The sequence below is a fragment of the Superficieibacter electus genome (genome assembly GCF_002915575.1).
In the GTDB taxonomy this organism is placed as follows: Bacteria; Pseudomonadota; Gammaproteobacteria; order Enterobacterales; family Enterobacteriaceae; genus Superficieibacter; species Superficieibacter electus.
Map to the genome: position 1 here is coordinate 1 of NZ_PQGD01000036.1, position 26,348 is coordinate 26,348.

Annotated in this window: 24 protein-coding genes and 5 pseudogenes; 13 read left to right on the plus strand and 16 right to left on the minus strand. The window is 51.4% G+C overall.

The genetic code is table 11. The features are described 5' to 3' along the window. Positions 1-60: 60 nt before the first annotated feature. From CHU32_RS26035 to CHU32_RS26045, 3 pseudogenes are all read left to right on the plus strand, one after another. Positions 61-453: pseudogene (locus tag CHU32_RS26035) on the plus strand (IS110 family transposase); the annotation flags it as partial. Between the two features lie 363 nt (positions 454-816). Continuing rightward, positions 817-1,317 (plus strand): annotated as a pseudogene (locus CHU32_RS28355) (tyrosine-type recombinase/integrase); the annotation flags it as partial. Continuing rightward, positions 1,313-1,985, plus strand: a pseudogene (locus tag CHU32_RS26045) (IS256 family transposase); the annotation flags it as partial. The pseudogenes CHU32_RS28355 and CHU32_RS26045, both read left to right, overlap by 5 nt. Before the next feature lie 50 nt (positions 1,986-2,035). Here CHU32_RS26045 and CHU32_RS26050 read toward each other — a convergent pair. Beyond that, a complete protein-coding gene (locus CHU32_RS26050; protein WP_103678709.1) occupies positions 2,036-3,157 on the minus strand; it encodes a tetratricopeptide repeat protein in 1,122 nt (373 codons plus the stop codon). Positions 3,158-3,332: 175 nt separating this feature from the next. Further along, positions 3,333-4,005 (minus strand): annotated as a pseudogene (locus tag CHU32_RS26055) (IS30 family transposase). Positions 4,006-4,123: 118 nt separating this feature from the next. Between CHU32_RS26055 and CHU32_RS28855 the strand changes: the two are divergent. Together CHU32_RS28855 and CHU32_RS26065 are read left to right on the plus strand one after the other, a co-directional pair. Beyond that, complete coding sequence (locus CHU32_RS28855) at positions 4,124-4,432, plus strand: RHS repeat-associated core domain-containing protein (RefSeq protein ID WP_342749280.1); 309 nt, start codon at positions 4,124-4,126, stop codon at positions 4,430-4,432. 807 nt (positions 4,433-5,239) lie between these two features. Continuing rightward, positions 5,240-6,241, plus strand: coding sequence for a tetratricopeptide repeat protein (locus CHU32_RS26065; RefSeq protein WP_103678710.1), 1,002 nt, complete (start codon positions 5,240-5,242; stop codon positions 6,239-6,241). A 101-nt stretch (positions 6,242-6,342) separates the two neighbouring features. Here CHU32_RS26065 and CHU32_RS26070 read toward each other — a convergent pair whose 3' ends face one another. The 7 genes from CHU32_RS26070 to CHU32_RS26105 all read right to left on the minus strand — a co-directional run bounded on the left by CHU32_RS26070 (position 6,343) and on the right by CHU32_RS26105 (position 13,334). Next, entirely contained in the window at positions 6,343-8,460 is a 2,118-nt protein-coding gene (locus tag CHU32_RS26070) for a DUF4034 domain-containing protein (RefSeq protein WP_103678711.1), read from the minus strand. Between the two features lie 11 nt (positions 8,461-8,471). After that, a complete protein-coding gene (locus tag CHU32_RS26075) occupies positions 8,472-9,188 on the minus strand; it encodes a DUF1266 domain-containing protein (protein ID WP_103678712.1) in 717 nt (238 codons plus the stop codon). A gap of 2 nt (positions 9,189-9,190) precedes the next feature. Further along, a complete protein-coding gene (locus CHU32_RS26080; protein WP_103678713.1) occupies positions 9,191-10,390 on the minus strand; it encodes a PcfJ domain-containing protein in 1,200 nt (399 codons plus the stop codon). Between the two features lie 134 nt (positions 10,391-10,524). Beyond that, on the minus strand, positions 10,525-11,016 hold the full coding sequence (locus tag CHU32_RS26085) for a GNAT family N-acetyltransferase (protein WP_103678714.1): 492 nt from the start codon (positions 11,014-11,016) through the stop codon (positions 10,525-10,527). Then, positions 11,013-11,306, minus strand: a complete 294-nt coding sequence (locus tag CHU32_RS26090; RefSeq protein ID WP_103678715.1) for a type II toxin-antitoxin system TacA family antitoxin — start codon at positions 11,304-11,306, stop codon at positions 11,013-11,015. The genes CHU32_RS26085 and CHU32_RS26090 overlap by 4 nt, the downstream gene beginning before the upstream one ends. A 538-nt stretch (positions 11,307-11,844) precedes the next feature. Continuing rightward, positions 11,845-12,489, minus strand: coding sequence for a TenA family protein (locus tag CHU32_RS26100; protein WP_103678717.1), 645 nt, complete (start codon positions 12,487-12,489; stop codon positions 11,845-11,847). Beyond that, complete coding sequence (locus CHU32_RS26105) at positions 12,489-13,334, minus strand: BtpA/SgcQ family protein (RefSeq protein WP_103678718.1); 846 nt, start codon at positions 13,332-13,334, stop codon at positions 12,489-12,491. Before CHU32_RS26105 ends, CHU32_RS26100 begins: the two co-directional genes overlap by 1 nt. 26 nt (positions 13,335-13,360) lie before the next feature. Here CHU32_RS26105 and CHU32_RS26110 point away from each other — a divergent pair, with 26 nt between their 5' ends. Then, entirely contained in the window at positions 13,361-14,233 is an 873-nt protein-coding gene (locus tag CHU32_RS26110; RefSeq protein ID WP_103678719.1) for a PfkB family carbohydrate kinase, read from the plus strand. A gap of 1 nt (position 14,234) precedes the next feature. Here the strand turns inward: CHU32_RS26110 and CHU32_RS26115 are convergent, their stop codons facing one another. Continuing rightward, the gene (locus CHU32_RS26115) at positions 14,235-15,188 is read right to left on the minus strand and encodes an ABC transporter substrate-binding protein (RefSeq protein ID WP_103678720.1); all 954 of its coding nucleotides are present in this window, start codon (positions 15,186-15,188) and stop codon (positions 14,235-14,237) included. A 344-nt stretch (positions 15,189-15,532) separates the two neighbouring features. Between CHU32_RS26115 and CHU32_RS26120 the strand changes: the two genes are divergently transcribed. The 6 genes from CHU32_RS26120 to CHU32_RS26145 all read left to right on the plus strand — a co-directional run bounded on the left by CHU32_RS26120 (position 15,533) and on the right by CHU32_RS26145 (position 21,666). Then, a complete protein-coding gene (locus tag CHU32_RS26120; protein ID WP_103678721.1) occupies positions 15,533-16,555 on the plus strand; it encodes a LacI family DNA-binding transcriptional regulator in 1,023 nt (340 codons plus the stop codon). A gap of 380 nt (positions 16,556-16,935) precedes the next feature. Further along, positions 16,936-17,682: an ATP-binding cassette domain-containing protein gene (locus tag CHU32_RS26125; RefSeq protein ID WP_176691717.1), complete on the plus strand. Its 747-nt coding sequence runs from the start codon at positions 16,936-16,938 to the stop codon at positions 17,680-17,682. 18 nt (positions 17,683-17,700) lie between these two features. Continuing rightward, positions 17,701-18,702, plus strand: coding sequence for an ABC transporter permease (locus CHU32_RS26130; RefSeq protein ID WP_176691716.1), 1,002 nt, complete (start codon positions 17,701-17,703; stop codon positions 18,700-18,702). A 3-nt stretch (positions 18,703-18,705) separates the two neighbouring features. After that, positions 18,706-19,785 carry a phosphotriesterase family protein gene (locus tag CHU32_RS26135; protein ID WP_103678724.1) on the plus strand — a complete coding sequence of 360 codons (1,080 nt, stop codon included), beginning with the start codon at positions 18,706-18,708 and terminating at the stop codon, positions 19,783-19,785. A gap of 13 nt (positions 19,786-19,798) precedes the next feature. After that, on the plus strand, positions 19,799-20,554 hold the full coding sequence (locus CHU32_RS26140; RefSeq protein ID WP_103678725.1) for a glutamine amidotransferase: 756 nt from the start codon (positions 19,799-19,801) through the stop codon (positions 20,552-20,554). Then, a complete protein-coding gene (locus tag CHU32_RS26145; protein ID WP_103678726.1) occupies positions 20,554-21,666 on the plus strand; it encodes a M20 family metallopeptidase in 1,113 nt (370 codons plus the stop codon). Before CHU32_RS26140 ends, CHU32_RS26145 begins: the two co-directional genes overlap by 1 nt. A 398-nt stretch (positions 21,667-22,064) precedes the next feature. On the opposite strand, the gene CHU32_RS26150 is transcribed toward CHU32_RS26145, so the two are convergent. Continuing rightward, a complete protein-coding gene (locus CHU32_RS26150; protein WP_103678727.1) occupies positions 22,065-22,787 on the minus strand; it encodes a hypothetical protein in 723 nt (240 codons plus the stop codon). Then, positions 22,762-22,989, minus strand: coding sequence for a hypothetical protein (locus CHU32_RS26155; RefSeq protein WP_133159295.1), 228 nt, complete (start codon positions 22,987-22,989; stop codon positions 22,762-22,764). The genes CHU32_RS26150 and CHU32_RS26155 overlap by 26 nt, the downstream gene beginning before the upstream one ends. Before the next feature lie 208 nt (positions 22,990-23,197). Here CHU32_RS26155 and CHU32_RS26160 point away from each other — a divergent pair. Then, positions 23,198-23,383 (plus strand): annotated as a pseudogene (locus CHU32_RS26160) (SymE family type I addiction module toxin); the annotation flags it as partial. Positions 23,384-23,576: 193 nt separating this feature from the next. Here CHU32_RS26160 and CHU32_RS26165 read toward each other — a convergent pair. From CHU32_RS26165 to CHU32_RS28730, 4 genes are all read right to left on the minus strand, one after another. Further along, entirely contained in the window at positions 23,577-23,924 is a 348-nt protein-coding gene (locus tag CHU32_RS26165; RefSeq protein ID WP_103678730.1) for an immunity protein Imm33 domain-containing protein, read from the minus strand. Between the two features lie 101 nt (positions 23,925-24,025). Next, the gene (locus CHU32_RS26170; RefSeq protein ID WP_245880275.1) at positions 24,026-25,312 is read right to left on the minus strand and encodes a hypothetical protein; all 1,287 of its coding nucleotides are present in this window, start codon (positions 25,310-25,312) and stop codon (positions 24,026-24,028) included. A gap of 42 nt (positions 25,313-25,354) precedes the next feature. Further along, on the minus strand, positions 25,355-25,795 hold the full coding sequence (locus CHU32_RS26175) for a hypothetical protein (protein WP_103678731.1): 441 nt from the start codon (positions 25,793-25,795) through the stop codon (positions 25,355-25,357). Beyond that, the coding region (locus tag CHU32_RS28730) for an RHS repeat-associated core domain-containing protein (protein ID WP_245880276.1) at positions 25,788-26,348 on the minus strand (561 nt) is incomplete at its 5' end. The genes CHU32_RS28730 and CHU32_RS26175, both read right to left, overlap by 8 nt.

Here is a 26,348-nt window from a genome sequence, read left to right on the forward strand (position 1 = left end):
GCTATATTTCTTTCGAAGAGCGTGGAATGCATACCAATCCCCGATAAAAAGGAGTTGGTGATGACTGTGACTAATCAGTTTGCTGCACACGTTGGTCTGGACTGGGCAGATAAAAAACACGATGTCTGTGTTCAGTTCAAAAACGGTGAACGCGTGTTCCATGTGATTGAACATACGGCAGAAGCGCTTGACGTCTGGCTTACTGAGTTACACCAGAAGGTAAAAGGCAGGATCGCTATAGCTCTCGAGCTGAAGAAGGACCCTGTGGTGTATGCTCTTCAAAAATATCCCTTTATCACCGTTTTCCCCGTCCACGCTTTATCCCTGGCTCGTTACCGGCAGGCTTTCTCGCCCAGCGGCGCTAAAGATGATCCACAGGATGCCGAGCTGGCATTAGAGTTAATGCTGCGTTACCCCCAGAAGATAAAAGCTATTGAACCTGACAATGCGGATACCGTAACGTGAATTTTTCGCTAAAGCGTCAGACAGTGAGTATACTGAATTCTACTGGCATAACCTGCTGTCTTTTCTTAAGGTTGCAATATAGAAGCAAAATACATGTTGGTAAAAATGCTGGTAAAAAGCAAAAGATAAAATTATTTTACAAATAAAAACAAGGTATTGTATAAATGATCGATTTCGAGTCCGGCACCACCTTTCCTTTTTTACGCTTCCCTATGAATTCATATGTGTATGTAATTCAATAAGTTAGCGTAAGAATCTTTCTCGATGCGTTTTGATTTATCCCTACGTATCCGGAAAATTTGGGGTCAGATTACGGGTCGTTCAGTTCGATGAACGATAGAGACCCGTATTATGGCCCTGATCGACGGTAAAATCCGCGCTGCTAAACCCCTCGCAAAGTCCTACAAAATCACCGATTCACAAGGTCTGTACCTGACGATATCCACCCGCGGCTCTAAGCTATGGTATTTCCGCTACCGTTTTGAAGGTAAGGAAAATCGTCTGGCCTTCGGCCCCTACCCACAGGTTACACTGGCAGAAGCCCGCGAAAAGCGCGATGCCGCGCGTAAGCTGCTGGCATCCGGTATCTGCCCTTCCCAACTCCGCAAAACGGATAACGACGCCGTTGATGAATCCCTCACGTTTGAATTTGTCGCGACGGCCTGGCACACCAGTTGCCTTAAGCTCTGGTCGGAAGGCCATGCGGATAAAATCCTCACCTGCCTTAAACGCTACGTCTTTCCCGATATTGGCACGATGGGCATTGCGAAAATTGAAACCCGCCATCTGGCGCAGCTTGTTAAGGCAATTGACGACAAGGGCGTGCATGATGTCGCCGGGCGGGTGAAACAAAGTTTTCTTCCTGGCGCTGGGTATCAACACCGAAGGCCAGAAAGTATTACTGGGTATGTGGCTGGCCGAAAATGAAGGCGCAAAGTTCTGGCTGAGTGTGCTGACGGAGCTCAAAAACCTTGGTCTTCAGGACATCCTGATTGCCTGCATGGACGGTCTGAAGGGCTTCCCGGATGCGATAAACGGCGTCTACCCGCAGACCCATATCCAGCTGTGCATCATCTATATAGTACGTAACAACCTGAAATACGTGTCCTGGAAGGACTACAAAGCCGTCACCAGCGGGCTGAAGACAGTTTATCAGGCCCCGACCGAAGAGGCTGCACTGATGCCGCTGGATGCGTCCGCGAAAGTCTGGGACGATAAGTATCCGCAAATCAGCAAAAGCTGGCGTGCGCATTGGGGAAACCTGAATACGCTCTTCAGTTATCCGCCGGACATCCGTAAGGCCATCTATACCACGAACGCTATCGAATCGCTGAACAACGTGATCCGGACAGCCATTAAGAAACGCAAGGTGTTCCCGACGGATGACTCGGTACGAAAGGTTATTTATCTGGCGATCAAGGATGCGTCAAAAAAAATGGAGTATGCCGATCCAGAACTGGCGGCTGGCAATGAGCCGTTTTATTATCGAGTTTGGTGACCGCCTGAGCGATCACCTTTAATACATTGGCTGTTACACAGAATTACTGACAGGCTCTTTTTTATGCGTGCATTACCATCCTGCTATTGATGAAGGGTCTTTCTCAAGTGCAGCAAGTTGCTGCTGCGCTTTTTGTCCTTCGGTTGTCGACAACACGTTTTTCGCATTCGGATTCTCTTTGATCGAGAGTACAGGGAAAATGTCTGCATCTTCCTCCGCCAATATCGATTCTGTGTTCATTTCAGCCGCAACTTTTTTACCCATTTGCAGTAAAACCCAGGCTTTAACCTTGTCGTTGTTCTTGAGATACATATAAGCTAATGAGTTATAATCTGTGAAATTTACTGAGTTTATTGTCAGCTTCGCAACCAGACCTTTCTTGTAAATCTCTATTCCCTTATTTATATCTTTTGGGATACCATTGCGGCCACTAGCATAATCCCATCCCTTTGTCTCCATTGCATCGCCATCCCCTTGATCGATGGCTTTCTGGATCCATTCGCTTGCTTTGTGATAATCAATTTTTACGATATCACCAAAGTTTCCAAGGTAATATCTGTACATTTTCATTTGTGAATTAACATCACCTTGTTCAGCGGCTTTCTGTGTCCATTCAAAACTTTTTTTATCATTCCTTTCGACGCCAAGGCCCCTATCATATAACTGAGCTAAAACGACTTGGGATTCTCGGTTGTTTTTTATTGCTGCTTGCTCAAAGATTTTGAAAGCATCCTCGGCAGAGGATGACAATATCCCAACATGATAGAGCGCGCTCGCGTCGCCTTTCTTAGCCAATTTGTTCAATTCATCAACGGATGTATTTACCCAAAGTTTCTTCCATTCATCCGGATTACGTGCAATTTGTTCGCCAAGTCGCACGATTTCGTAGCGCTGCCATAAAGGTGCTTTACTCAAATGAAGAGGATCAATAAGAGATTCATTTTTCTGACTTAATGCAGATGCATAAACTAATACAGAACCTTTAAGATAGTTTATTTCAACGCCTTCGCCATTGAGATATTTTAAACCCAGTTCATATTGTGCTTTTGTATCCCCAACCTTAATGTGCTGCTCGAGGGTGGGCACGTCAGTGGCGTTAGCATAATTGATAAAAATACTACTGCATAAAATTAGAGCAATGAAGTTTTTCTTTTTGTTCACAACAAACTCTCCTTGTTGATAATAAAAAATCATTTATTAATTTCCATTATATTTGTAGGTGTTAAATCTTTTCGGATGTTAACTGATAAAAAAAGAAGCGTAAAGATGAAATAAGTTTAATTTTTTTGTAAATAGGCAACTTCAATTCCGAAGTGCAACGCTAAGCCGCCTTTTTTAGCTCTGCAAACAACACCGAAGGTTGCCTGAATCACAGATACTTGCGTGGTCTGCTATTCAGGGTGTCCTGATTGCGCGCCAGGCCCTCTTCTGACACCGTTCTCAGACCAGTCTCCTTACCGATAAACTGCCGCAGAAGCCCGTTTGTATTTTCATTTACCTCTCTCATGCGAGGCGTAGGGATGAGCGAAGTAAGTATCTGCTTCCAGCGCCTTCGCGATTACTCTGTGTTCACTGAACTCAAGGCCATTATCGAAGGTTATCGTGTGGCACACATCCCGGAAATCGCTCAGCAACGAGATAATCGTGTTACTGGTCTCTACTGCATCCGTTGAAAAAACCTTTTTCGTCAGGTAAATACGGCTCTTTCGCTCTGTCAGTGTGACGATAGCGCTGGTTCCCTCATTACCCAGCACAAGGCCAGCCTCCCAGTTCCCCAGCCCCCGCGCATCAACGACAGCCGGGCACAGCTCTACGGACACCGTGCCTGGGATGCGCCCCCACTTATGGCGGTAGTGGCGCTTACCCTGCCGCAGGTGTCTGTAAAGCTCGCCACCATATGCCTTATCTGCCGTCACACGTCGCTGCTCACACAGACGCAGGGCATTCTCCGGGGGGGCTTCACGGGAGATCGTAGACTTACTGACGCCCACCCGCTGGTCAATCTCACGATAACTACAATGTTCTTTATAAAGCAGGGCAATATGATATCATTGCCCCCGGTTAATTATTGGTACTTCATGGTTACTCGCTTATCTTTGGTCGGAAGAGCAGGATCGCTTATCAGCAGCTAACCGTCCTTCCATCTAACATGACTGAGCGTTGCACTTATTATCTGAATCCGCGAACTACGAACTATATAAGGAATTCACTAAGACACCTCGGCACGCCGCACAGCCTGGCGAACATCAACGGGGAAGAGGTGTACCGCTGCCAGTTCGACGCCTATGGCAATTTGGTGGAAAAAGTTATCGCCATTCACTGGCAGACCGGCGAGCGGTTGATAACATCCGCAATCCGCTGCGCTTTCAGGGGCAGTACGAAGATGAAGAGTCCGGGCTCTTTTACAATCTGAACAGGTACTATCAACCGGAGCTGGGGCGATATATTACGTCAGTGCTGGCGGATTGAATCAGTATGCTTACGTGGGTGCAAACCCTGTCAGTTGGGTTGATCCAGAAGAGTTATTCCAACAATCCGGTACTGGGTTTAGTAATACAACCCCCATCTTCTGACGCAGTGCCATTACCAATGGCTTCCTCATGAATGGACAATATTTTATCATCAGGAAAATTACCGGGTGATAACAGTATCGTAATTACGGATAACTCATCGGGGATGCCCAAAGAGGTATTGTTGGTCAGGCAGGAGGCCGATGGAGAAATGCGATAGGTGATTTATTCTGGTGAAGCTGGTAGAGTTCTTTAAAAGGCGGAGGTCGGTCTGTAGTGCATACGCATCCGACGTAAACATTTATCAGATATGGCCTTCAGCTGGAGATATGGCAACAATAAATAAGTATTACTTCAGTCAAATGAAGTTAAACATAAATCATAAGCCACAACCTCACACCATTATATGGGGTATAAAAAACCTGGTGCCACAATGAAAAACCAATACTATTATAGCAAAAAATAGGAAAAAACTTATACAGGCGAAGAAATCATAAATAGACTTACATATGAAAAAAAGTGTTGAAGATTATTATTTAGCGGAAAAATATTTTGGTGATTACATTATTACCGCATACTTCAACTTACATCATTGTGATTTCTTTTGGGAGGATGAATTTTTTCGAGCCGCACTAATTTTTTAAAAAATAGAAGCGTACGCATTGTACTCTATAAAGAGTAAACTTTGGCATAGAAATTTTAGCGAATAGTTAAACTACAAAAACTATGACTATAATTTTTCACTGCAAAATTAATAAGGGATTATATGTTAAGAAAGTCGATTTTAGTTCTGACCATTGTGGCAATCCTGGGAAACCCAGTGTTAATGGCAAGGGCAGAAACATCGTTACCGCAAACAGAACAATTGGCGAAACAGGGTAATGCCCAGGCTCAGTTTGACTTTGCTCTGAGGTATTTCAATGGAAAAGAGGTGGAGAAAGATCCGTCACGTGCCGCAGAGTGGATGAGCAAAGCGGCTCAACAGGGGTTTGTCGAAGCGCAAGTCTATCTTGGTTACTGGTATCAAAAAGGCATTGCAGTTCCGGCAGATAAGAAAAAAGCGGTTGAATGGTTCCGTAAAGCCGCAGAGAAGGGCTATGTTCCCGCACAAGCCGAGTTGGGCATGTGCTACTGGAATGGGATGGGGGTCACCAAAGACTACCCACAGGCGCTCCATTGGTTACAACTTGCTGCCGACTGGAGAAACAATTCGAACACTCTGGGCGCTGAAGATTTCAGTACGATGCAGGCACAGTACCTGCTTGGCAGAATGTACGATCTGGGACAAGGTGTACCACAGGATACAGAGAAAGCGGCAACCCTGTATCGTGCGGCATCATTGAATGGACAAAACATAGGGCTGGCTTATGCACAGTTCAGTCTTGGTCAGATGTACGATACGGGACGAGGCGTCAGAAAAAATGCGCTTGAAGCCGCGTCCCTGTACCGTCTGGCAGCAATTCAGGGCCTTGCTGACGCACAGTACGCCTATGCAATGAAATATAAAGAGCCTGTCGGTATCCCGGCTGAATCTGCTTATGCCTGGCTGGCGACAGCCGCAGCAGGTGGTCTGAAAAAAGCAGAAACTATGCGCGTGAAGCTTAGCCGCCAACTGAGTAAAGAGGAGCTTACGCTGGGTGAAAAACAGGCTAAAGAATATATTCGGGATCACGCACAAGGTTCGGGCAGGTACGTCAATCCCCAATTTTTTGAAAATCTTCCTCCGCCATTGACGGAAGATGAACTGAAAGTAAACGGCAATAAATAACATTTCAAAAACATAATTAAATGCCGGTGGTGTATTACCTTGTCCAAATTCAGGACTTACCGTATCACCACCAGCTTAGCTAATGACGCATAAGTTCTTTATTACACCATAGGGTTAACCTGACCCGGCAGTTCTGCGTCCGAAAGCGTCAACGTTAGCCAGGCGTAGCGGCAGCGCTTCCAGAAGGCATCGCCATGCAGATGAGCCAGGCAATCCCACACCACGTCACTGTCTGGATAAAGTGTTTTCGCAAAATGGTACCAGCGAGCACTCTTTTTCATATTAAACAGCTTTTTGTCCTGCTTATTGCCATACAGTCGCGACAGCGTCACCATAGCTTCCATTACGCCTTTATCAGCTTCCTCATGCAAAAGATCCAGATGCTGATGCGCCAGCGTAAAATCTTTCACTTCAAAAATATTAAGCAGAAAGTATCTCCAGGCATCTTTATGGCCGAACTGATGCGCCTGATATAAGGTGTCGAGAAGATTCTTTTCATACGCGGTGCGCATGGATGGGTTGGTTTCCATCTTACTTAAGCGCTGATAGCAAGTGGAGATGCTGAAATAAGTATCCCCAAGATCGTTCTCGTATGATGTGTATCCGCCGTTGCTAATTAAAGGATATGCAACGCTGTCACGTCGAATGATTTGCGCACGCAGAATTTCAGCCGAACGCTGGTGATAATCCAACGCAATATCTGGCTGATACGGTAACAACGTATTATCTTCGCGGTCGGCGTATTCCAGCCCCAGCCATTTTAATGCGCCGGGAATATTTCTCTGTGCGCCAAGCTCAGCCAACGGTACGCAGTGTTCCTCAAGCTTGAGCCAGTTTAGCGAACGGATGGCCCAGTTCCAGGTCAGGCTGCACCCGACACTATTAACGCTCCCCTTGTCCAGCCATGCTTTAGCCTGTTCCTCATTTTTCTCAAAACCAAACAGCCCTGCGTACTGAAAATAACCGCGATAGATCTCTGTAGCAGCATATAACGTTTGTTGAGAGTTCTGACAGATAAAATTATAGATCCAGTACGTATTGGGAAAATCGCGCTGCGCAAACTCCACCGCCTTATAGGTGAAATAGTTATTCAGTTTCCTCTTTTCCATTACGGCTAACTGGATGCAGTGCCAGAGTTCGCCCTCTTTCTTTAGCTCATCATAGCAGTTCATCAACCACCCCAGCGCATTATGGCGGGCTTCCCGGCTGCGCGCGTTGAGCGCAATTTCTCTGGCTTGAGCAATGAGGCGTTCCTGCTCCGCCGGAGAGCTAATTTCCTCAATATTCAGATCGCGATAATCATCCCACCAGATTAGCAACTCCAGATGCTCCTGTTCCTCCGGAGACAGATGAGCACAAACAGGCGAGGCCAGAAACTCGCGGATCTCTTCATGCGACCCTCTCCAGCGCGGCATCCGAAACGGAATATATTCACCCAGCGCGTAAAACGCCGTGGGGAAAATGCGCAGGCAGACGGAGAGCCAGTATTGTTGCCCGGCATCGTCATCGCAGTCCGGCAACCCTGGCGGACGAGGCAAAGCAGGGCAAATCGCGTTCTCGAACGACAATCCGGAATGCGCCATCAGCGCTTCCACCTCCTGTGGCGAATGTTGATGGTAGCCAGCCAGTTCCTGCATCAGCGGCAGCCCGGCAACCTCCTCCCCCTGCAAAAACGCAACCAGCCACTCTGGCTGACCGAAGACTTTTGAGTTGGTGCTGGTGAGAGAGGCGGCCATCCACTGGCGTGGATCGCGCTGAATGGCGTTAAGAGCGGCAATCACCATTTGTTCATTGCAGGTTGCAGCGCAGATCCACATCGCGCGGGTGGTCTCTTTTGCCCAGCCATAGCTACGATACAGCCATGCATAGTGGTTCCAGTATTGCACTTCGGCAAGCCAGGCGTGAGTAGAATGAGGGCGCGCACGCTGCCAGTTTTTAATTAATGCCAGACCGTCAGCTCCGGCTTCAACCACCTGATCCATATCATAAAAATCGTTACCCGTGTGGGTACAGGCCTGAAAATAGCGTTTTTCCGCCTCACGACTGGCAAAGCTTTCCGTCAGCGCCTGATTGTAGCGCGCATCCAGTTCGTCATAACGTTCATCGCGCAAAAAACGGGCTACATCCGCGATAAACCATTCGCGCTGTGGGTGGTTTTCCATTATTTTGCTGTCGCACATCGTCTGCATGGCAGTTAGCAGGCGGGCATCCTGTTCCATAAATAGTCCAGTTAATTAGGTTCAAAAATTTTGAATTTATTCCACGGTATATTCCGCCAGTTACCGGCTCTGTCGTTCAGATAGTGGGTAACTTCCTGCAAATCACGTCCGGCGATGGCGGGGGGAGTTTTGTGCAACGTCAACCAGACCTCACGGGCGCGCACATAGGCGGTGGCGTAATCCTGCCAACTGGTGAAGCAGTCCTGAGCGCGCTGCGCGTTAAGAAACAGCACCAGCCAGGCCTGCTCTTTGTCGCACCAGTCCAGCGCGGCAATACAGCGTGTCAGAAAAGCGGTGCGCATACAATCAAATGCCAGAGCGTCGCGAACCTGCCCCTGAGAGGCCAGTTGATAGTAAAAATCACGCGGCGATTTACCCATACCCGCAGGCCAGCGACGTAAGATCTCTTCTATCTGTCGGCGCAGCGCCTCGCCACTGAGATTGTCAGCCAGGCCAAGTTCTTTTTTCACCTGCTGCGCCAGATGCCGACGTGTGTCATCAGTTAGCGTCAAGGTCAGCGAAATTCCCTGTTTTTGCAGTCCATTACGTCGGACGAGAATGTCCGCCAGCGCTAAAGCCCACTTACGCCGCCGGGTATCACGGCGTTTCTCGGCCTGACGATCCTTTTCTTTTTCCTGCGCAATACGCGCGGCGACCAGCGGCTTATTTTTCTTATAATTTCGGCGGATAAACCAGAAAGCAACCAGCAACGCGATAAGTAAATGCATCGTTATACCCCCTCGCCTGCGACCAGGTAGCGCGTAGCCTGAAGCTCCACATCTTCAATACAGAACGGAGTGCTGTCGGTATTCTTCCCGGCCAGAGTGGGATGCCATTCCTGCTGCGGAAACAGCATTTCTGCCGCTGTCGCAACAGTTGGATCAATAGTTTGTAAATAATGCAGTTTATCTGGCGCGCTGTGCAGCAACAGCCACTGTAATGCCACAGGCGGCGAGGGAAAATGCTTTATCAGGTGAAAATTATTGTGCAGTACGCTTTGCAGGAAATATTGATCCTCAACCCCGGTAATGAATTTCCAGCCCTGGCATTCCGGCGTTTCTTCGTAAACAATCCCCATACCTTCACAATCGGCATGCCGTTCCGGTTGTGGCCCGAGATGACATAAAAGGTGTAAAACATCCGTCGCATATTTCTTTATTGGGTGGCGATTCTGTTTACCTTTAATTTGATCGATATACAACATTCCCTTATTCACGATCAGACTTACCGTGACATGGGGAATGTTATTACGGTCACGCAGGCTGAACAGCCGCATTTCGCCTTGCTCAATTTTCCGGGCATAATAATCACCATAGCCGCCGGTAAGCGCATTTTTGTCCTGAAACTGGCCGACACAATGTTGCATGTGCCATGACTCGTAAGCCATTTCACGGCGTAAGTACGGGCTTGATGGATCAAACTCAAGGATTTCTCCACTCTCAAGTGCCATCACCGGTTTTAATGCGTCAGGGCTGGCAGACTGCCACCCTTGTTGCTGGCGTTGCTGCATTTTTTCATGTTCTGCTGCACGCATCGCCAGGGCGGTAAAGCAGTTAATACGCTGTAGTTTATTCGCCAGCCGTGTTGTCGCCTGACGCGCGAGAAATTCCACCAGCTCGCGCTCTTTCGCCAGTAATTGCGGATGTTGCGGATCGAGGTAATAGAATATTTTTTCGCCGGAGAGTTGCGATGCCAGCCAGCCAGGGAGCCTGGCATCGACACCAAAGCAGGTGGCGTAATCAACAGCGGAGGAGACGGGAGTCACCTCAGGAAAATCGCCGATCGTCCAGCGATAAAAGTGATTAACCAACCAGCTTTGGACAGCATCGTCATCGTTACGCTGTTGGCTACGCTTTAGTATCGCTGCTTTTATGTCTGGCGCATTGATGATGTTTCTGGGTTTATAAGTATTCTGAGACGGGTTTTCCATGAAAACAATCCTTGTTTGGCACTGTTGCGTCATTCCTTGACGATTTATTTTTATAGCAAAGAATAAAATATCAGATTGTACCTTAGGTGACTATCGCAAACGTTATTAATCAACCGAAGTTTAATAAAGATGAATTAAAAACTCCCCACCAAATCCCCCAACGTCACCATCAGCATCATCAAATCCATTGGCGACGCCTCAAACCCAACCCGCAGGTAGAACTCCCGCGCTTCATTAGACAATGCATGCACCAGCATCCCGCGAATGCCGATAGTTCCCGCCACCTGAATCACCCGCAATCCGGCGTCACGCACTAAAGCTCGCCCTACACCCTGACCATGCAGCGATTGATCCACCGCCAGACGCCCCAACACCACAACCGGGATTGGGTCAGGCATATTACGACGAAAACGGCCCGGTGCGGTATTCGTCGCCACGGCACTGGAGGCCAGCGAGTAATATGCCAGTACCTGAGAATTGTTGTCGCAGCAAACAAAGGTACGGGATGCGCCAGCAACCTGATTTTTCATCGCCCGCTGTTTCAGCCAGTTATCCATAGAATCCACGCCGCAGCAAAATGAAGTCAAAATGTGCCCGGCATGGAGAGGCTCAGGGGCAGAGATCATTTTTCCTGCCCCCACGGTGCGGGAGTCTGCATGGTTTTACACAGAGCGGCGTTAGGCTCTGGTGCCTGATCCAGACGGGTCAGAAATGCCTGATAAGCCTCCGGGTCAGCCATAATGATCCGCTGCTCTATCAGCGCTTCCTCTGCGGCAGCGCGAGCGGCTTCCAGCACGAACTCCGTGCGGTTTTTCCCTCTGGCCTTCGCCGCCCGATCGATAAGATCGCGCTCGGCGGGTTTGATGCGTAGATTTAAGGTTTCACGTTTAATCGCCATACTGTTTGCGGCTGGCATGATGTTGTCCTCCTGTGTTTCTCTGAATATTAAGTATACAGCATGCGTAACGTAAATGTCAGTACATCAAACCAGGAGGAAATGCGCGATGTTTGTGATGAAAACAGCCACAACACCCGCCCCGGCTCCCCTGCTGTTGGAGAGACATGCTCTGTTATCTGCGCTTCAACGAGAAAGCCGAAAGTTTCAAAATAGAAACGAACATCCTGTTCCAGTTCAGGCCATTTATCGTTATAAAAACGCGCATTAGAGAACGCTGGTAATAGTCCGGTCAAAGAGAGGGAGTGGTCAGATATCCTGAGTACTCAGGCCCGCAACGATAACTTCATTGGAGCAGAAGTTATCGGTAAATCCGGGTGCAATGATCCTACCCAGCAATAGTGGCGCTGACGGAGGGTGAACCGGTTATCGTTCCGACAAAGGAACAAGATGGCTGGAAACTCACACCGCACTCTCTGGCGAAAGGCTGTTGTATACCTCATTTCATAGTATCAACGTTCAGGGGCACCGCTTCGGCACCCCTTTGTTTAGCGCACGACTAATCCTCGTACGCAGCGTGATGGAAATCAATTTCCCACTGCAGCACATCACCGTAAAGCGCCGACAGCGCCTGCTTTTCGTGTTCACTCAGCGCCATGGCGCAGCGGTCGAGTTCGTTCTTCAGCCAGAGCGCCTGCTGATAAAATTCGTCTTCCGCGTGCATTTCCACCCAGCGTCGCACATCCGCATCGCTCTGGCGATGCTCGCTTGCCCGTCGGCACCAGAAATAATACATCCACTCCGCACCGAACATCAGGGTAACGATCTGCTCATAGCTTCCCTGCCGGGCCGTACGCAGCATGCCGTCGCGAAAGCGCCGCACGCCGGGAAGATCGTCCGGATAATCAGCGGAAGTGATCTGCCGTTCTGATAACACCTGTTCAAACCATGCAATCTGCGTGTCAACCAGGGCATTCAGGACGCCAATAAGCCAGCGCTGCTGATGAATACCCGGCGCATTGCTGACTCCGAGAGCAAAAATCGCGATTGCCGTCGCGACAAAGTTGCCCTCAAACACCAGATAGCGGTTAAAGACGGCTGTCGGCAGACGATCCTGTTCGATGTCAGTCACAAAACGATGCTGCTGCATCGCCTGCCACGCCGATTGATGTTCGCGCAGCAGGCGCTCGCTAAACGCTTCCATTATGCTTCCTCCAGCGCGGCCTGAGCGACCGACATAAAATGCTTCACCCGGGCCAGCTCAACATCGTTCCACCAGACGCCATCGACCTTCATCGTACTGGCCACAATGACCCCCTGAGTCCGCCCGAGGATCTGACTTACGTTGGCGGGCGTCACCCCGGAGCCCACCAGCAGTGGTAGCTCCGTTGCCGCACGGATCTCGTCAATTTCCTCCATTGTGGCGCTATCGCCCGTGCGCTGACCGGTCGCGATCACCGCGTCGGCTTCGAAGAAATCCACGTCGCGCGTAAGCTCCTGAATCGAACGATCGGCAACGATGGCATGGCTACCGTGCTTGACGTGGCTATCGGCAAAGACGCGAACATGTTCAGCGCGCAGCATGCTGCGATAGCGCAACGCCTTAGCGGCCGCCCCTTCAATAAATCCTTCGTTGGCGATATAGGCGTTGGCCCACTGGTTTACGCGGACGAAATCGGCCCCGCCCGCCAGGGCGATCGCCATCGCCGGGATCGCCGCGTTCGCCAGGACGTTAATGCCCAGCGGCACACCAAAACGCTCACGAACTTTCTCGGTAATCACCGCCATCAGCGCAGAGGTTTCATGACCGATATCCTCAGGTTTGGAAAAAGGAATATCACCATGGTTTTCAATAATCAGGCCGTGAACGCCGCCTGAAATATAATTTTCAGCATCACGAAGCGCACGCTCAACAATACCGGAGACTGATTTCCCTCGATATTTCGGCGTGCCGGGAAAAGGATCGCAATGAATAACACCAATAATAACTTTATCACGTGAAAAAATATCTTGTATTGCATTCGTTTTTTCTGCTGAGATAGCAACCATCTTATCCATCCTGTTAAGGGAACACTATGCGTGTTTATGTTACTGGTAATATTACCGTAGATGAAACCTGGTCCATTCCGGATATACCGAAAAAAGGCGTTTCCATTCACGGCATTAAAGTTTCGCAGGATATCGGCGGTAAAGGCGCGAATCAGGCGATTATATTATCCCGCTGCGGAATCGACACGCGTTTAATTGCCGCCACGGGAAATGACAGCAACGGCGAGTGGATACGCCAGCAGATAAAAAATGAAACACTGACGCTACTACCCGACGGCCATTTCAATCAACATAGCGATACCTCGATTATTTTAAATAGCGCTGATGGCGATAATGCCATCATTACCACGACGGCCGCAGCCGATACGTTCAGCCTTGATGATATTATTCCTCATATGACGGAGGCCGCTGCAGGCGATATTCTGCTACAGCAGGGCAATTTCTCCCTGGATAAAACCCGGGCGCTGTTCCAGTACGCCAAAACTCGCGGTATGACAACGGTATTCAACCCCTCGCCTGTCAATCCTGATTTTTGCCATCTGTGGCCGCTTATCGACATCGCGGTGGTCAATGAATCCGAGGCCGAGCAGCTCCAGCCTTACGGCGTAAAAACCTTAGTAGTGACCCAGGGCGCGGCAGGCGCCTGGCTGGTTCAGGCAGGCCAGCGCCAGTTTTGCCCCGCCGTCCCCGCCGAGGCGCTAGACACTACCGGCGCTGGCGACACGTTCCTCGCGGTGATGCTGGCGTCCGCGATCCTGCGCGGCGTAGCGCCGGATGCGCTGGCGCTGGCGCACGCCAGCCGCGCTGCCGCCATTACCGTTAGCCGCCGGGGGACGCTCAGCGCGTTTCCTGACGGCCATGAGCTCGCCGCTCTGTTAGCCATGAACAGCGCGCGCTGACCTACTTGAACAGCGAACGATAGGTATCGACGTTCGCTTTGGTTACCACCGTGGCCGGAACCAGGATAGTTTTCGGCACGGTTTTACCTGAGGTGATCGTGTTCAGCGCATTCAGGGCTTCGGCCCCCATCTTTTCAGGGTCCTGCTGCAGAACGGCGGTGACGTAGCCGTCGTCAATACCGGAAATCGCCTTCGCCGTCAGATCCCAGCCAAAAACTTTAATATCTTTCTGACGCCCCTGGTTTTCCACGGCGGCGATAGCGCCCAGCAGAGCGGGTTCGCCGGTGGCATAGATTGCCGTCAGATCGGGGTTACCGGTAATCAGGTTCTCCGCCGCGGTCATCGCTTTATCCTGCACGTTCTGGCCGTCGACGACATTAGCGATAGTAATTTTCGGATTACTTTTCAGCGTCTCTTCAAATCCTTTCTGCCGCTGGTTCTGAATGGCCGAATTCAGCGCGCCAACAATACCCAGCCGCGCCTGGCCGCCCATCTCTTTCTGCACGTAGTCCACGAAGTATTTACCAATAATTCTGCCGCCTTCGATATTATCAACGCCGACCTGAGCCGACTGCGGCCCGGCCGGTAATACGGCATCAATCGCAATCACTGGAATGTTAGCGGCGGCGGCTTCTTTTACCGCGGGCATAATTCCGTTAACGTCAATAGCGGCAACCAGAATGCCTTTAACGCCTTGCTGAATATAGTTTTCTATCGCGTCGTTTTGCGCCACGGGATTATCGTTAGAGTTAAAAATAACTAAATCCTTGCCGCTGGCTTTGGCCGCATCCTGCGCGCCTTTATTCATCAGATTAAAGAACAGAGCCTGCTGATTGATTTGTACCAGCGCATAAGTCGGACCGGCGGCGCAGGCGGCAGAAATAAAACTCATTGATGTCAGCATCGTCGTGGCTAAAGCAAGTAAACGCAGTTTTCCAGTGTTAAATAACATCATCAGTATCCTCGTCGGGAATAGTTGATAGCCAGCAGAGTTCCGCGCCGCATGCGAACGCAGAAGGATTACTTTTTGGCGGGCAAATATCGTCTATATGGCCAGAACAATCATCGACCGTTCGGCGGATACCTGCTTAATTTCATTCCGGCAACCGGTCCGTGTCGGTGCGCGACTGGAATGAGTTAAACGGGTTTGGGAATGACTTCCCGGATGATGCGGTAAACTGCCTATACAATTCTCCGCAGATTAAAATTTGTCAAGCATTTATTTCCAGTTATTGTTAGCAGAGAAATTGCTGTATCCGCCGCGCTTAACTATGTTACAGATAGCCGATTCTGGCAGAAATGGCACAGGAAATGAGTATAAAACGCGTATTGTTATCCGATGTGGCAAAGCTGGCGGGGCTGTCGAAGGCGACCCTGTCGCGCTATATGAACAACAGTATTGTGCTACCGCAGGACACCATCACTCGCATCGAAACCGCCATTCGCGAACTGGACTATCGCGGCAATAGCCTGGCACGCCGTCTTAGCAAAGGCGGCAGCGAAACGCTCGGCCTGGTGCTCCCCGATATTACCAACCCCTTCTTTGCCGAACTGGCCGATGCCGCTGAAGAGGCCGCTTCTGCCAGCGGTTACAGCCTTGTGCTGTGTATCACCCGCAACAACCCGGAAAAAGAGTGCCAGTTTATCCGCTGGCTGGATACCTGCCAGGTCGACGGCCTGCTGTTCACCACCAACCGCCCCGATAACGGCCTGCTGCGCAAAGAAGTCCAGCGTCACGAACGAATTGTCCTGCTGGATGAAGATATTCCCGGCAGTAAGGTGCCGAAAGTGTTTGCTGATAACGTCCAGGGAGGGCGGATCGCAACCGAAAAACTGATCGCCGCCGGGCACCGCCATATCGCTTTTGTCGGCGGCCCGGACAAGCTGATGAGCGTTCGCGAGCGCTATCAGGGCTTCTGCACCGCGATGGAGCAGGCCGGCCTGAGCTGGCCGCCCGAATGGGTGATGTACGGCAACTACCAGCGCGAGTTTGGCCAGCAAGCGCTGCGGTCCCTGTTCAGCCAGCCGGTTCGCCCGACCGCCGTCTTCGCCGCCAGTGACTATCTGGTGCTCGGCCTGCTCGACGGTCTGCGCGCCAGCGGGCTCCAGGCCCCGGAGGCGCTATCGTTAGTCGGCTTCGATGACGCCAACTATGCCGATTTTACCCAGCCGCGGATTTCCACTATCCGCCAGCCCGCCCGGGAACTGGGCCGCACCGCGGTGAACATCATGATGCGTCTGCTGAACGACGATCGGGATATCCCGGCGGAAACCCGTCTTCCGGTGGAGTGGATTGGCCGCGACTCGATCAAGATCTGTTAAGCACGTCCCAAAATGGCGCAAAAGCGCTCACTTTTGGCGCAAAAAACGTTCAATTAACATTTTATTCACTATAATCAGTAAACCGGTTTACCGGAGCGTAATTAATAAACTCTATTTATTACAAAAGGTTAAATCACAGGGCTGCTGTGTTGTTCCTGCCCTGGCACGGATGCTGCAATGTTCTTACTGGCGAACAAATATCTTACATAGCGTTTGTCCTGACTGTGCTGGCGAGTGCTCTATTCCGCAGGTAAACCGGTTTACTAGCATGTAAACCGTGTCGGATAGCCTCTCTCCCGCAGGATGGCGAACATTTTCCCGGCAACAGCGATGGGAGTTATCAGATGCAGCAGCCACAAACTACCCCGCCAAGGGTGGAGATGATCAATATCACCAAGACCTACGGGTCGATACTTTCATTGCGCGGAGTCAACCTTGAACTGGCTCCGGGCGAGGTGCTGGGTTTAGTGGGCGATAACGGCGCGGGGAAATCCACCCTGACCAAAGTGCTCTCTGGCGCGGTGATCCCCTCCAGCGGCACGATTCGTATCGACGGTGAACCGCAGCAGTTTACTAATCCGGCCGATTCGCGCCGCTGCCATATCGAGATGGTCTATCAGGATCTGTCGCTCTGCGACACGGTCGACGTCGCGGGCAATCTGTTTATGGGCCGCGAGCCGATGAAGCCGGTCCTCGGTATCCCCTTTCTCGATGAGGCCAGAATGCACACCGATGCCAGGGAGATGCTAAAAGGGCTCGGGATTTCCATTCCCGATACCCGGCTGCTGGTGCGAAACCTTTCCGGCGGCCAGCGCCAGGCCATTGCCATCGCCCGCGCAGCGGCCTTTGACCCGAAAGTGCTGATTATGGATGAACCCACCGCCGCGCTGGCCGTCGCGGAAGTCGAAGCGGTGCTGGAGCTCATTCGCCGCGTTTCCGCTCGCGGAGTGAGCGTGATTCTGATTACCCACCGCCTGCAGGACCTGTTCCTGGTCTGTGACCGGATCATGGTGATGTATGAAGGTACCAACGTTGCCGACAGACGGGTGGCCGACACCAGCCTGAGCGACATCGTTAACCTTATTGTGGGCGAAAAATTCACCGCCCGCTCTGCGGCTGCACATTGAGGTAACAGGATGAGTATCATGAACTTAAGCAGCTCCCGCATGATTCAGCATTCGCTGCCGCGCCGCCTGCTGCATAACCACTCAGGCGTGGTCAGCATCGCGCTCTTTTTCGTCTTCTGCTGCGTGGTGTTTTCGCTGATCACCAGCAACTTTCTCACCGGCACCAACTGGCTCAACATCATCCGTCAGAGCGCCCCACTGCTGATCGTCGCGACGGCGATGACCCTGGTCATTACCACCGGCGGTATCGATCTGTCGGTGGGCTCCACCCTCGCGCTGGTCGGCGCGCTTTCCGCTATCGCCCTGAATAACTGGGGGCTGCCGTGGCCGGTGGTACTGCTCGGCGGCCTGCTGCTCGGCGGATTCGTGGGCGTCATCAACGGCTTCTTTATTGCCTATGAAGGCATTCCGGCGTTTATCGTCACGCTTGCCACCCTGGCCGTGGTTCGCGGCATTGCGCTACTGGTCACCCAGGGCTACTCGATTCCGGTTCCGGCTGACAGCCTGTTTACCTTTATAGGACGCGCGTGGGTAGTCGGTATCCCCATGCCCGCGCTGATCGGCATTATGATTCTGGTTATCGGGCATATTGTTCTCAACCATATGCGCTTTGGCCGCTACGTAACCGCAATCGGCGCTAACGCCGAAGGTGCGCGACGCAGCGGCATTAATACCAAAGCGGTCACTATGAAGGTCTATATCATCAGCGGAATGGCCGCCGCGCTGGCGGGGATGATCATTACCGCACGCCTCGGCAGCGGCTCGTCCAACCAGGGCGAAGGCTTTGAACTGCAGGTTATTGCTGCCGTTGTGCTTGGCAGTACCAGCCTGTTTGGCGGCTTCGGTACCATTATCGGCACGCTGCTGGGCGCGCTGTCGATTGCGGTCATTCAGAACGGGCTGATCCTGTCGCATATTTCCCCGTTTTACACCCAGATAGCCACCGGCACCATTATCCTGCTGGCGATCTGGCTGAACACCCGCATTCTCAACCCCACGCGCTCCGCGGCAAAAGGATAGCTGATGAAAGGATCAATTTTTCGCCATCCCACCCCGCTGCCGCTTGGCGTCAGCAGCGGTTACGTGATGACGGTGCTTGGCCCGCTGCCGATTAGCGAAATGGGGGTTACCCTGATGCATGAGCATATTCTGCTGGATGCCTCCGGCAAATGGGTTCCGCCCTGCTGCTGTAGCGATCGCCATCTTGCCGAAATGCCGGTGAAAATGGAAAACCTCGGCGAACTGTCGCTTAATCCGCTGATGAGCCGCGATAACTGCCAGCTGTTTGACGTCGACGTTGCGATTGACGAACTGACTAAATATCGCGCCCTTGGCGGAGAAACGGTGGTCGACCCGACCAATATCGGTATCGGCCGCGATCCCAAAGCGCTGGCGCGCGTCGCACGCCTGACCGGTCTGAACATTATTATGGGTACCGGCCTCTATCTGGAACCTTCGCACCCCGAGTGGGTAAGAACCAGTAGCGTCGAACAGCTGACCGAACGGCTGATTTACGATCTGGGCGGCGGGGAGGAGAAACCGGAGGTGCTCGCCGGTCTCATCGGCGAAATCGGTATCTCGAGCCGCTTTACGCCGGATGAGGAGAAATCCCTGCGCGCTGCGGGCCGGGCCAGCGCCGCGACCGGCGTGCCGATCGAGGTCCATCTGCCAGGCTGGGAGCGGCTGGGTCATCGGGTGCTGGATATTCTCGAACAGGAAGGTGCCGATTTACGCCATACCGTGCTGTGCCATATGAATCCCAGCTTTGCCGATAAGCGCTACCAGCGGGAACTGGCGCAACGCGGGGCGTTTCTCGAATACGACATGATCGGCATGAGCTATTACTACGCCGACGAGTCGGCGCAGTCGCCCTCCGACGAGGAGAACGCCCGCGCGATTCGCGAACTGATTGACGACGGCTATATCCAGCAAATACTGCTGTCGCAGGACGTCTTCCTGAAAACCATGCTCACCCGCTACGGCGGCCACGGTTACGGCTACATACTCAAGCATTTTGTTCCCCGCCTGCGACGACACGGCGTCAGCGGCGAACAGCTTGAAACCTTGATGATTGGAAATCCCCAACGGGTCTTTGGCGGATAAAAGGAAAGTCATAATGCAGAAAAAAATCTTACTGGTCGGTGAATCCTGGACCAGCACGTCAACGCACGTTAAAGGCTTCGACCAGTTTGCCACTGCCACCTGGCACACCGGCGCAACGGATTTTCTGGCCGCGCTCGCGGATAGTGCCTACGCCATTACCTATATGCCCGCCCATGCGGCGGCGACAGACTTTCCGCTGACGCTGGAGGCGCTGCAGCGGTGGGATGCGATTATCCTTTCGGATATTGGCGCTAATACACTGCTGCTGCATCCGGATACCTGGCTGAAAAGCCGCCGAACCGCCAACCGTCTGACGCTACTGCATGACTACGTAGCCGGCGGCGGCTCGCTGATGATGATTGGCGGCTATTACAGCTTCCAGGGGATTAATGGCGGCGCGCGCTATCGCCATACCGCGGTGGAGAAAGTTCTGCCGGTCCGCTGTCTGGCGTGGGACGATCGCATTGAAACCCCGGAGGGTTGCTATGCCGAAGTGACGGAATCCCACGCCCTGTTCAACGATATTCAGGGCGAATGGCCGTGGCTGCTGGGTTATAACGAAGTAGAAATGCATCCGGAAGGCAAACTGCTGGCGACCGTGGCCGGTACCGGTCATCCGCTGCTGGCTATTCGTGAATATCAGCAGGGTCGCTCGCTGGTGTGGACCAGCGATATGTCGGCACACTGGCTACCGGAAGAGTTTGCTCAATGGCCCGGCTACCGCCAGCTGTGGATTAACTGCCTTGACTGGCTGACGGAACGTCGCTGATGGCCGCCACCCTGCAACTGGCCCGGCAACTGCTGGACTTTAACACCATCAACCCGCCGGGCAGCGAAGCAGACTGCATGCGGTTCTTCGCCGACTGGCTCAACGATCGCGGTTTTGCGGTTTCGCTGTCGTCGTTCGGCGAGGGACGCAGCAATCTTATCGCCAGGCTGTCCGGGGCAAAGACCGGTAAACCGCTGGCCTTTACCGGTCATCTGGACACCGTACCGCTGGGAAATGCCCGGTGGCAGTACGATCCTTTCGGCTCGCAGATGGAAGACGGGCGTCTTTATGGACGCGGGTCCAGCGATATGAAAGCGGCGATAGCGGCGTTTGCCGTCGCCTGCGTTCATCAGCGGGAAACGATCCTCGCAGGACGCGGTGCGGTAATGCTGATTACTGGCGGAGAAGAGACCGGCTGCGACGGCGCACGGGCGCTGATCGCCTCCGCGACGTTGCCAGACGTGGGCGCGTTGATCGTCGGTGAGCCCACCGCCAACTATCCGGTGATCGGCCATAAAGGCGCGCTCTGGCTACGCTGCGAAACGCGGGGGAAAACCGCCCACGGCGCGATGCCGGAGCTGGGGATAAATGCTATCTATCTTGCGGCGGATGCGCTGGGTAAGATCCAGCATTTTTCGCCGGGCGCGGCGCACCCGCTGATGAAGCAGCCCACCCTCAACGTCGGACGCATCGAAGGCGGGCTTAATATTAATTCCGTGCCGGACCGCACGCGTTTTGATGTCGATATCCGCAGCGCGCCTAATTTACAGCACGCCACTATCCGGCAACGCTTGACCACGCTGCTTGGCGAAAGCGTCACGGTATCCACGCTGGTCGACCTGCCCGCCGTACTGAGCCGGGAGGATCACGCGTGGATTAAGCAGGTTTATCAGCGCTGCCAGCCGCTGCACGCTAAGCCGATTGAACCGCGCGTGGTGCCTTACTTTACCGACGCCTCGCTGCTGCTGCCTGCGTTGGGCGATCCGCCCTGTATTATTCTCGGCCCCGGCGAGCCGTCTATGGCCCATCAAACCGACGAGTACTGCCTGCTCAGCCGGCTGGAGGAGGCTGAGCAACTATACGAAGACATTATTCGCGACTGGGAGATGTAGCTTGCCAGCAGTAACCAGGCACAAATTAGTAAATCGCCACGGGTTTAACCGACTCTCAGGGTCATTTAAGATAGCTAAAAGAGAGCAAATCCTCGGAATTTGAGGCAGTCACAATTTATTAGTACGAAAAATGTACTCTGCGTGATATTTCCCTGCCCGCTCACGGTTTCCCGGCAGACGGTAGTCCGGCACCAGCAGGTTGCAGCAGTTGAACGGTTCCTGTGTGGTGTTGTAGGCCGGACACAGGCCATCAGCATCAAAATAGGTTACCGTCTGTCCGTCGCTGTCAAACTCCAGCTACTGCGACCAGTTGCACAGACGGCGATTACCCAGCAGACCTTCCACACGCTGACGGGCAGTGTACGTCCAGCACAACGACGATATGCGAACAAAAAAAATCACCTTGTTAAAAAATCATTGATTTTTTCATTTAAAATAGACTCACTTACAACCACCTCTCCTGATTCCAATCTAAGTTGATAAGTGTTAACGGTAGTTGATATAATAATACGCTCTCCCAAATAATTTTCGACTTCAATAAAACCGTTCACTACACCGTTAAGATTATGTATCTCTGACTTCAAACGAGCATCGCTCATTAATATATATTCGTTGCCTATTGTGCCCCCGCCAGTCTTTGTATTATTAAAACGAACTAAAATTTTAGGCTCCGGCTTCCGATCCCATCTGTCAATATGAACTCTCCTGGTTCTCATTTCTCGAAACTCATCCACCGACTCATTTCCTGAAAATTCATGATGATAGATCGGGGAACATAATATCAGCTCTGAACGTTTATCATCCAAAACCCCGTTAAAGTGCCCATGATAGCCCGAAGGAGCCAAAAGCAACGAATCAAAACCGTAATGATTAGTAGAAATATTTACTTTGTTTAAACTGGTTATTTTTTTATTGAATGAAAGTTGAGAATATATAAAAGATACAAACTTATCATCCTCAATATTTTTGGATAATAGTAAAAAATCCCCAGATCCCCTCTTACACCACAAATAATTAAAAAGAGTAAATGCAGGCACTTCTATCTTAAATTTAAACACCCCATCTTTTAATGTTTCAATCGACTCACCAAACCCATTAACTAAATCCTGATAAGTAATCATATATTGCCTTTTCACCTGGAATAATCTTCACCAGTATCCTGCCTATATCTTTCACCTGCGGCAACCATTTTCCCACCACCTGAGCTATTTTCAGAACGAAGCAATATGGACATATTTTCAGTGTCGTTATAAAAATCATTTCTTGCTGCTCTTGTAGAGCTATAACCAGTCTGATTCCAATGATCAACAACAGATTGTTCATGTTCAATAGTAATCCTTGGATCAGTCCTTTATACAATGTGAGCATCTGCTTTCAATATTTTTCCCTTATCAGGACCATTAGGAATCGTATTAGCATCAAGCACTTTATCTTTAATCCCTGCCCTGTAGTTACTGAGGTATTCACTCTTTCAATTGTGAGCTACGGGCTCTTCACCCGAAGCAAACTGCCCTAATTCATTGCGTGGACAATCCAGCAGCCCCACGGATCGCACAATCCCACCGGGTTATGCACATACGACTGCGTGTTCAGCCCGCCGCCCAGCCAGCACCTTAAGGGTAACGGGCTCGGAGAGGCGGGATTTGTTACCGGGCACGGCGTAACCGTGATGATTCCACAGGGTTGCATCGTGCTGATGGCGGATAATAACGAAGTGTAGGAGTTGCGTGAAGAGCTTTATAAGGTAAAACAGGTGGTTAAGGGATTAAGGAGGCCGTGGTTTAGTGGAATGAACGGCGGCAGGCAATAAAAAAATAAGCCGGGAAGGTTTAAGATCTCTCCCGGCATTGAGTAGTAGACTGTGGAAAATTATCCAGAATTGCGAGCAAGCACTAATTAATATTTAGTGCTCACACAGTTTCATACCATACATCTTCATAACCATTCAAATCAGTAATAAATTTGAATCCAGGGGCTAAAGCAAGATATTTTATTACATAATCGGGAATAACATCATTAATATGAGAAAAGTGAACGGTCTGAAAAAAATCATCAGATGAGGAATAATCCCCCCCCCATAAATACCATCCGCATGAGTTATTCTCCCTTATCACTCGCACCCCATATATTGGTTGATTTTTCATTGAATTTATTGCAACACCAATAACCTCAACGCCAGAACAAAAAAAATTTGGTGAATTATATTTTCTACATATGTTTTTTTGCTCTTTAATTAATACTTCCGCTTTATTTTCCATATTCTACACTCACTCTATACCAGAAAGTATTTGTCTCATTTTTGTAGAAAAAGCAGACATTTGCCTCCTTGTGCCACGCTTTCGTGACTTCCCGCCAGACGCTACGCGCCCTGCTTTCGCCACGCCGTGCACCCGCAGGCATCTAGGCCCTGCTCTTCCATATACACTGCATGGTTCAGCGGTGTCTGCCCCAGCCAGCTTTCCTCGTCCTCCGGCCGGTAGCGGCGGCCGCGCTCCAGTCCCGCCGGCGTGTGCCCGAATTCCATCCGGTGGCCACCCGTTAACACGCCTGAGATATCATATTCCCGGCTGGTTTCGCCGTCTGCGGTCTTCGTCCCCGCCAGCCGTCCCGCCTCATCGTAACGGAACTCTGTGCGCTGCCCGTCCTGCTCCTCCGCCACCAGACGGTGCCGTTCATCCCACTCCAGTTTTACTTCGCTGGTCAGAGTGTAATCCTGTGCCGTGGCATCACTGCATTCGTGAACTTCCGCGCTCACCATCCGGTCATATTTATCATAACCGTAGCGAAGCTGCTGATGCTCCCCGGTGATGGCCGTCACCCGCCCGTACTCATCCCGCGTGTACCGCCACACGCTCCCGTCCGGGCGCACCTTCTCCGTCAGCTTGCCCTGTTCGTCCCGCCGGTAAACGGTTCTGCGCCCCGACCAGTCATCCTCCCCTGCCAGCTGGCCCGCCGCATCGTAATGCAGCCGCCACTGCTGGTTACCGCTGCGGCTGAGTTGTGTCAGCCTCGCCGCGCCGTCATAATCGCAGATTATCTGCTGCCCGTCTGCATCCTCCACCTCACGCAGCAGGTCGAATGCTCCGTGCCGGTAACGTGTGGTCTGGCCCATCGCCCCGGTGTGAACCGCGATTTTCCCCTCGCCGTCATAGCGGAACGTCTCCGTGCCGCCGTCTGCCCGGATAACCGCGCTCACCTTCTCATGCGGATTCTCCACACCCGGACGGTACTGCCAGTCCACCCGGCGACCTTCCGCATCCTCCACGCCTGTCAGCCGAAGCCAGCGGTCTTCCGTGTAATGCGTGGTTCTGCCTGCCGCATCGGTATGCGCAGTCAGGCTGCCCTGCGCGTCATATTCCCACTGCTCACGACTGCCGTCCGGGTACTGCGCCGCCTTCATCTGCCCGTCTTCGGTGTAACGGTACTGCCAGCTCCGGCCATTCACCTCCCGGCGAACCAGGTTGCCTTCACTGTTGTAACGGTATGTCGCTGTGGTACGGTGGTCCCGGTATGCCGTTATCTGGCCAAATTCGTTCCACTGCCATTCCCGTTTGCGCCCGGTTTCATCGGTTTCGCTCAGGATACGCCCGGCGTTGTCGCGTTTTAGCTGCGTGATACGTCCACCCGGTTGGCGCAGGCACAGCAACTGGTCGTATGCACTGTATTAGTACAATTTATATATCCACAGTTAACGTAAATTATCTATGTCTATTTTTCTCATCTGACTAAAAGATATTTGTGAAAATACTACACTCTTAGCCATTCCTAGAAGTGGCTCAGGTAAATCACAAATTGTAATAGGACATTTTGGCGATGATACGAGTTCATATAAATTGGAAGATGCTTCAATTGTTCTAACTATATCTCGCCAATCGTAGACAAAAAAACCTCGCTTACTCATTTCTATAAAATCGTCTGGACGTTTCACTGAAACATGTAGATCTATATCAGAAAAATAAGGGAGCTTATAAACTTCATTTTCTATATCATCTAGAGATAACTTTTCGTTTTTTGCTGCCTCTGCAGGAAGAGGTCCTTGGCCTGCCGAAAAAAAAACAGCCAAACAGCCATCTTTATCAGATGCGAGCCACATACAATCAAAACCGTCATCGAAAATAATTTCACTCATAATTTTTTACATCCGTTTTAAAAACAGCATCAGGTGGAAAACTATCCCGCCCATAATGTCCCTCACAACGAGGGCACACAGGAACTTGCTCACCAGTTCGCGGTCGAATGGCTGACGTAAATTTAACATCATCTTTATTTCCTCCTAATTTTTCCACAACCATATCCTCCGCACATCGTCCTCCATTCCCCTCATTTGTTGCAGCGGCAACCTCTCCCGTTTTTGTATTATATCCAGCAGTTACCGTTGCCGGGCCTTTTCCTTTTTGTCTTCCGGTTCTATTTTGTGCTTTTGCTATTTCTTGAGCAACCAACTCATCCCTTGCCCTCTCGGCCCTCGCTAATAATTCAGCTTCACGTGCTGCATTACTGGTTTCGTTCGCCGCAACTGGAGGTGCAGTCCCCACCAGCCCCCACGGATCGCACCATCCAACCGGATCATGCACATACGACTGCGTATTTAACCCACCCGTAAGTTTCAGCGGGTCCTGGCTCAGGTACTGACCAGTGCCGGAGTCCATGTAGCGGTGTAAATTATACCACAGCCCGCTCTC

Coding starts and splice junctions, on each gene's coding strand:
- CHU32_RS26175 (WP_103678731.1), bottom strand. CDS start 25,795: ATGAGTGAAATTATTTTCGATGACGGTTTTGATTGTATGTGGCTCGCA.
- CHU32_RS26155 (WP_133159295.1), bottom strand. CDS start 22,989: ATGAACAATCTGTTGTTGATCATTGGAATCAGACTGGTTATAGCTCTA.
- CHU32_RS26125 (WP_176691717.1), top strand. CDS start 16,936: ATGATCAATATCACCAAGACCTACGGGTCGATACTTTCATTGCGCGGA.
- CHU32_RS26120 (WP_103678721.1), top strand. CDS start 15,533: ATGGCACAGGAAATGAGTATAAAACGCGTATTGTTATCCGATGTGGCA.
- CHU32_RS26145 (WP_103678726.1), top strand. CDS start 20,554: ATGGCCGCCACCCTGCAACTGGCCCGGCAACTGCTGGACTTTAACACC.
- CHU32_RS26085 (WP_103678714.1), bottom strand. CDS start 11,016: ATGATCTCTGCCCCTGAGCCTCTCCATGCCGGGCACATTTTGACTTCA.
- CHU32_RS26080 (WP_103678713.1), bottom strand. CDS start 10,390: ATGGAAAACCCGTCTCAGAATACTTATAAACCCAGAAACATCATCAAT.
- CHU32_RS26050 (WP_103678709.1), bottom strand. CDS start 3,157: ATGATTTTTTATTATCAACAAGGAGAGTTTGTTGTGAACAAAAAGAAA.
- CHU32_RS26090 (WP_103678715.1), bottom strand. CDS start 11,306: ATGCCAGCCGCAAACAGTATGGCGATTAAACGTGAAACCTTAAATCTA.
- CHU32_RS26140 (WP_103678725.1), top strand. CDS start 19,799: ATGCAGAAAAAAATCTTACTGGTCGGTGAATCCTGGACCAGCACGTCA.
- CHU32_RS26165 (WP_103678730.1), bottom strand. CDS start 23,924: ATGGAAAATAAAGCGGAAGTATTAATTAAAGAGCAAAAAAACATATGT.
- CHU32_RS26100 (WP_103678717.1), bottom strand. CDS start 12,489: ATGGAAGCGTTTAGCGAGCGCCTGCTGCGCGAACATCAATCGGCGTGG.
- CHU32_RS26135 (WP_103678724.1), top strand. CDS start 18,706: ATGAAAGGATCAATTTTTCGCCATCCCACCCCGCTGCCGCTTGGCGTC.
- CHU32_RS26070 (WP_103678711.1), bottom strand. CDS start 8,460: ATGGAACAGGATGCCCGCCTGCTAACTGCCATGCAGACGATGTGCGAC.
- CHU32_RS26075 (WP_103678712.1), bottom strand. CDS start 9,188: ATGCATTTACTTATCGCGTTGCTGGTTGCTTTCTGGTTTATCCGCCGA.
- CHU32_RS26110 (WP_103678719.1), top strand. CDS start 13,361: ATGCGTGTTTATGTTACTGGTAATATTACCGTAGATGAAACCTGGTCC.
- CHU32_RS26105 (WP_103678718.1), bottom strand. CDS start 13,334: ATGGTTGCTATCTCAGCAGAAAAAACGAATGCAATACAAGATATTTTT.
- CHU32_RS26130 (WP_176691716.1), top strand. CDS start 17,701: ATGAACTTAAGCAGCTCCCGCATGATTCAGCATTCGCTGCCGCGCCGC.
- CHU32_RS26065 (WP_103678710.1), top strand. CDS start 5,240: ATGTTAAGAAAGTCGATTTTAGTTCTGACCATTGTGGCAATCCTGGGA.
- CHU32_RS26115 (WP_103678720.1), bottom strand. CDS start 15,188: ATGATGTTATTTAACACTGGAAAACTGCGTTTACTTGCTTTAGCCACG.
- CHU32_RS26150 (WP_103678727.1), bottom strand. CDS start 22,787: ATGATTACTTATCAGGATTTAGTTAATGGGTTTGGTGAGTCGATTGAA.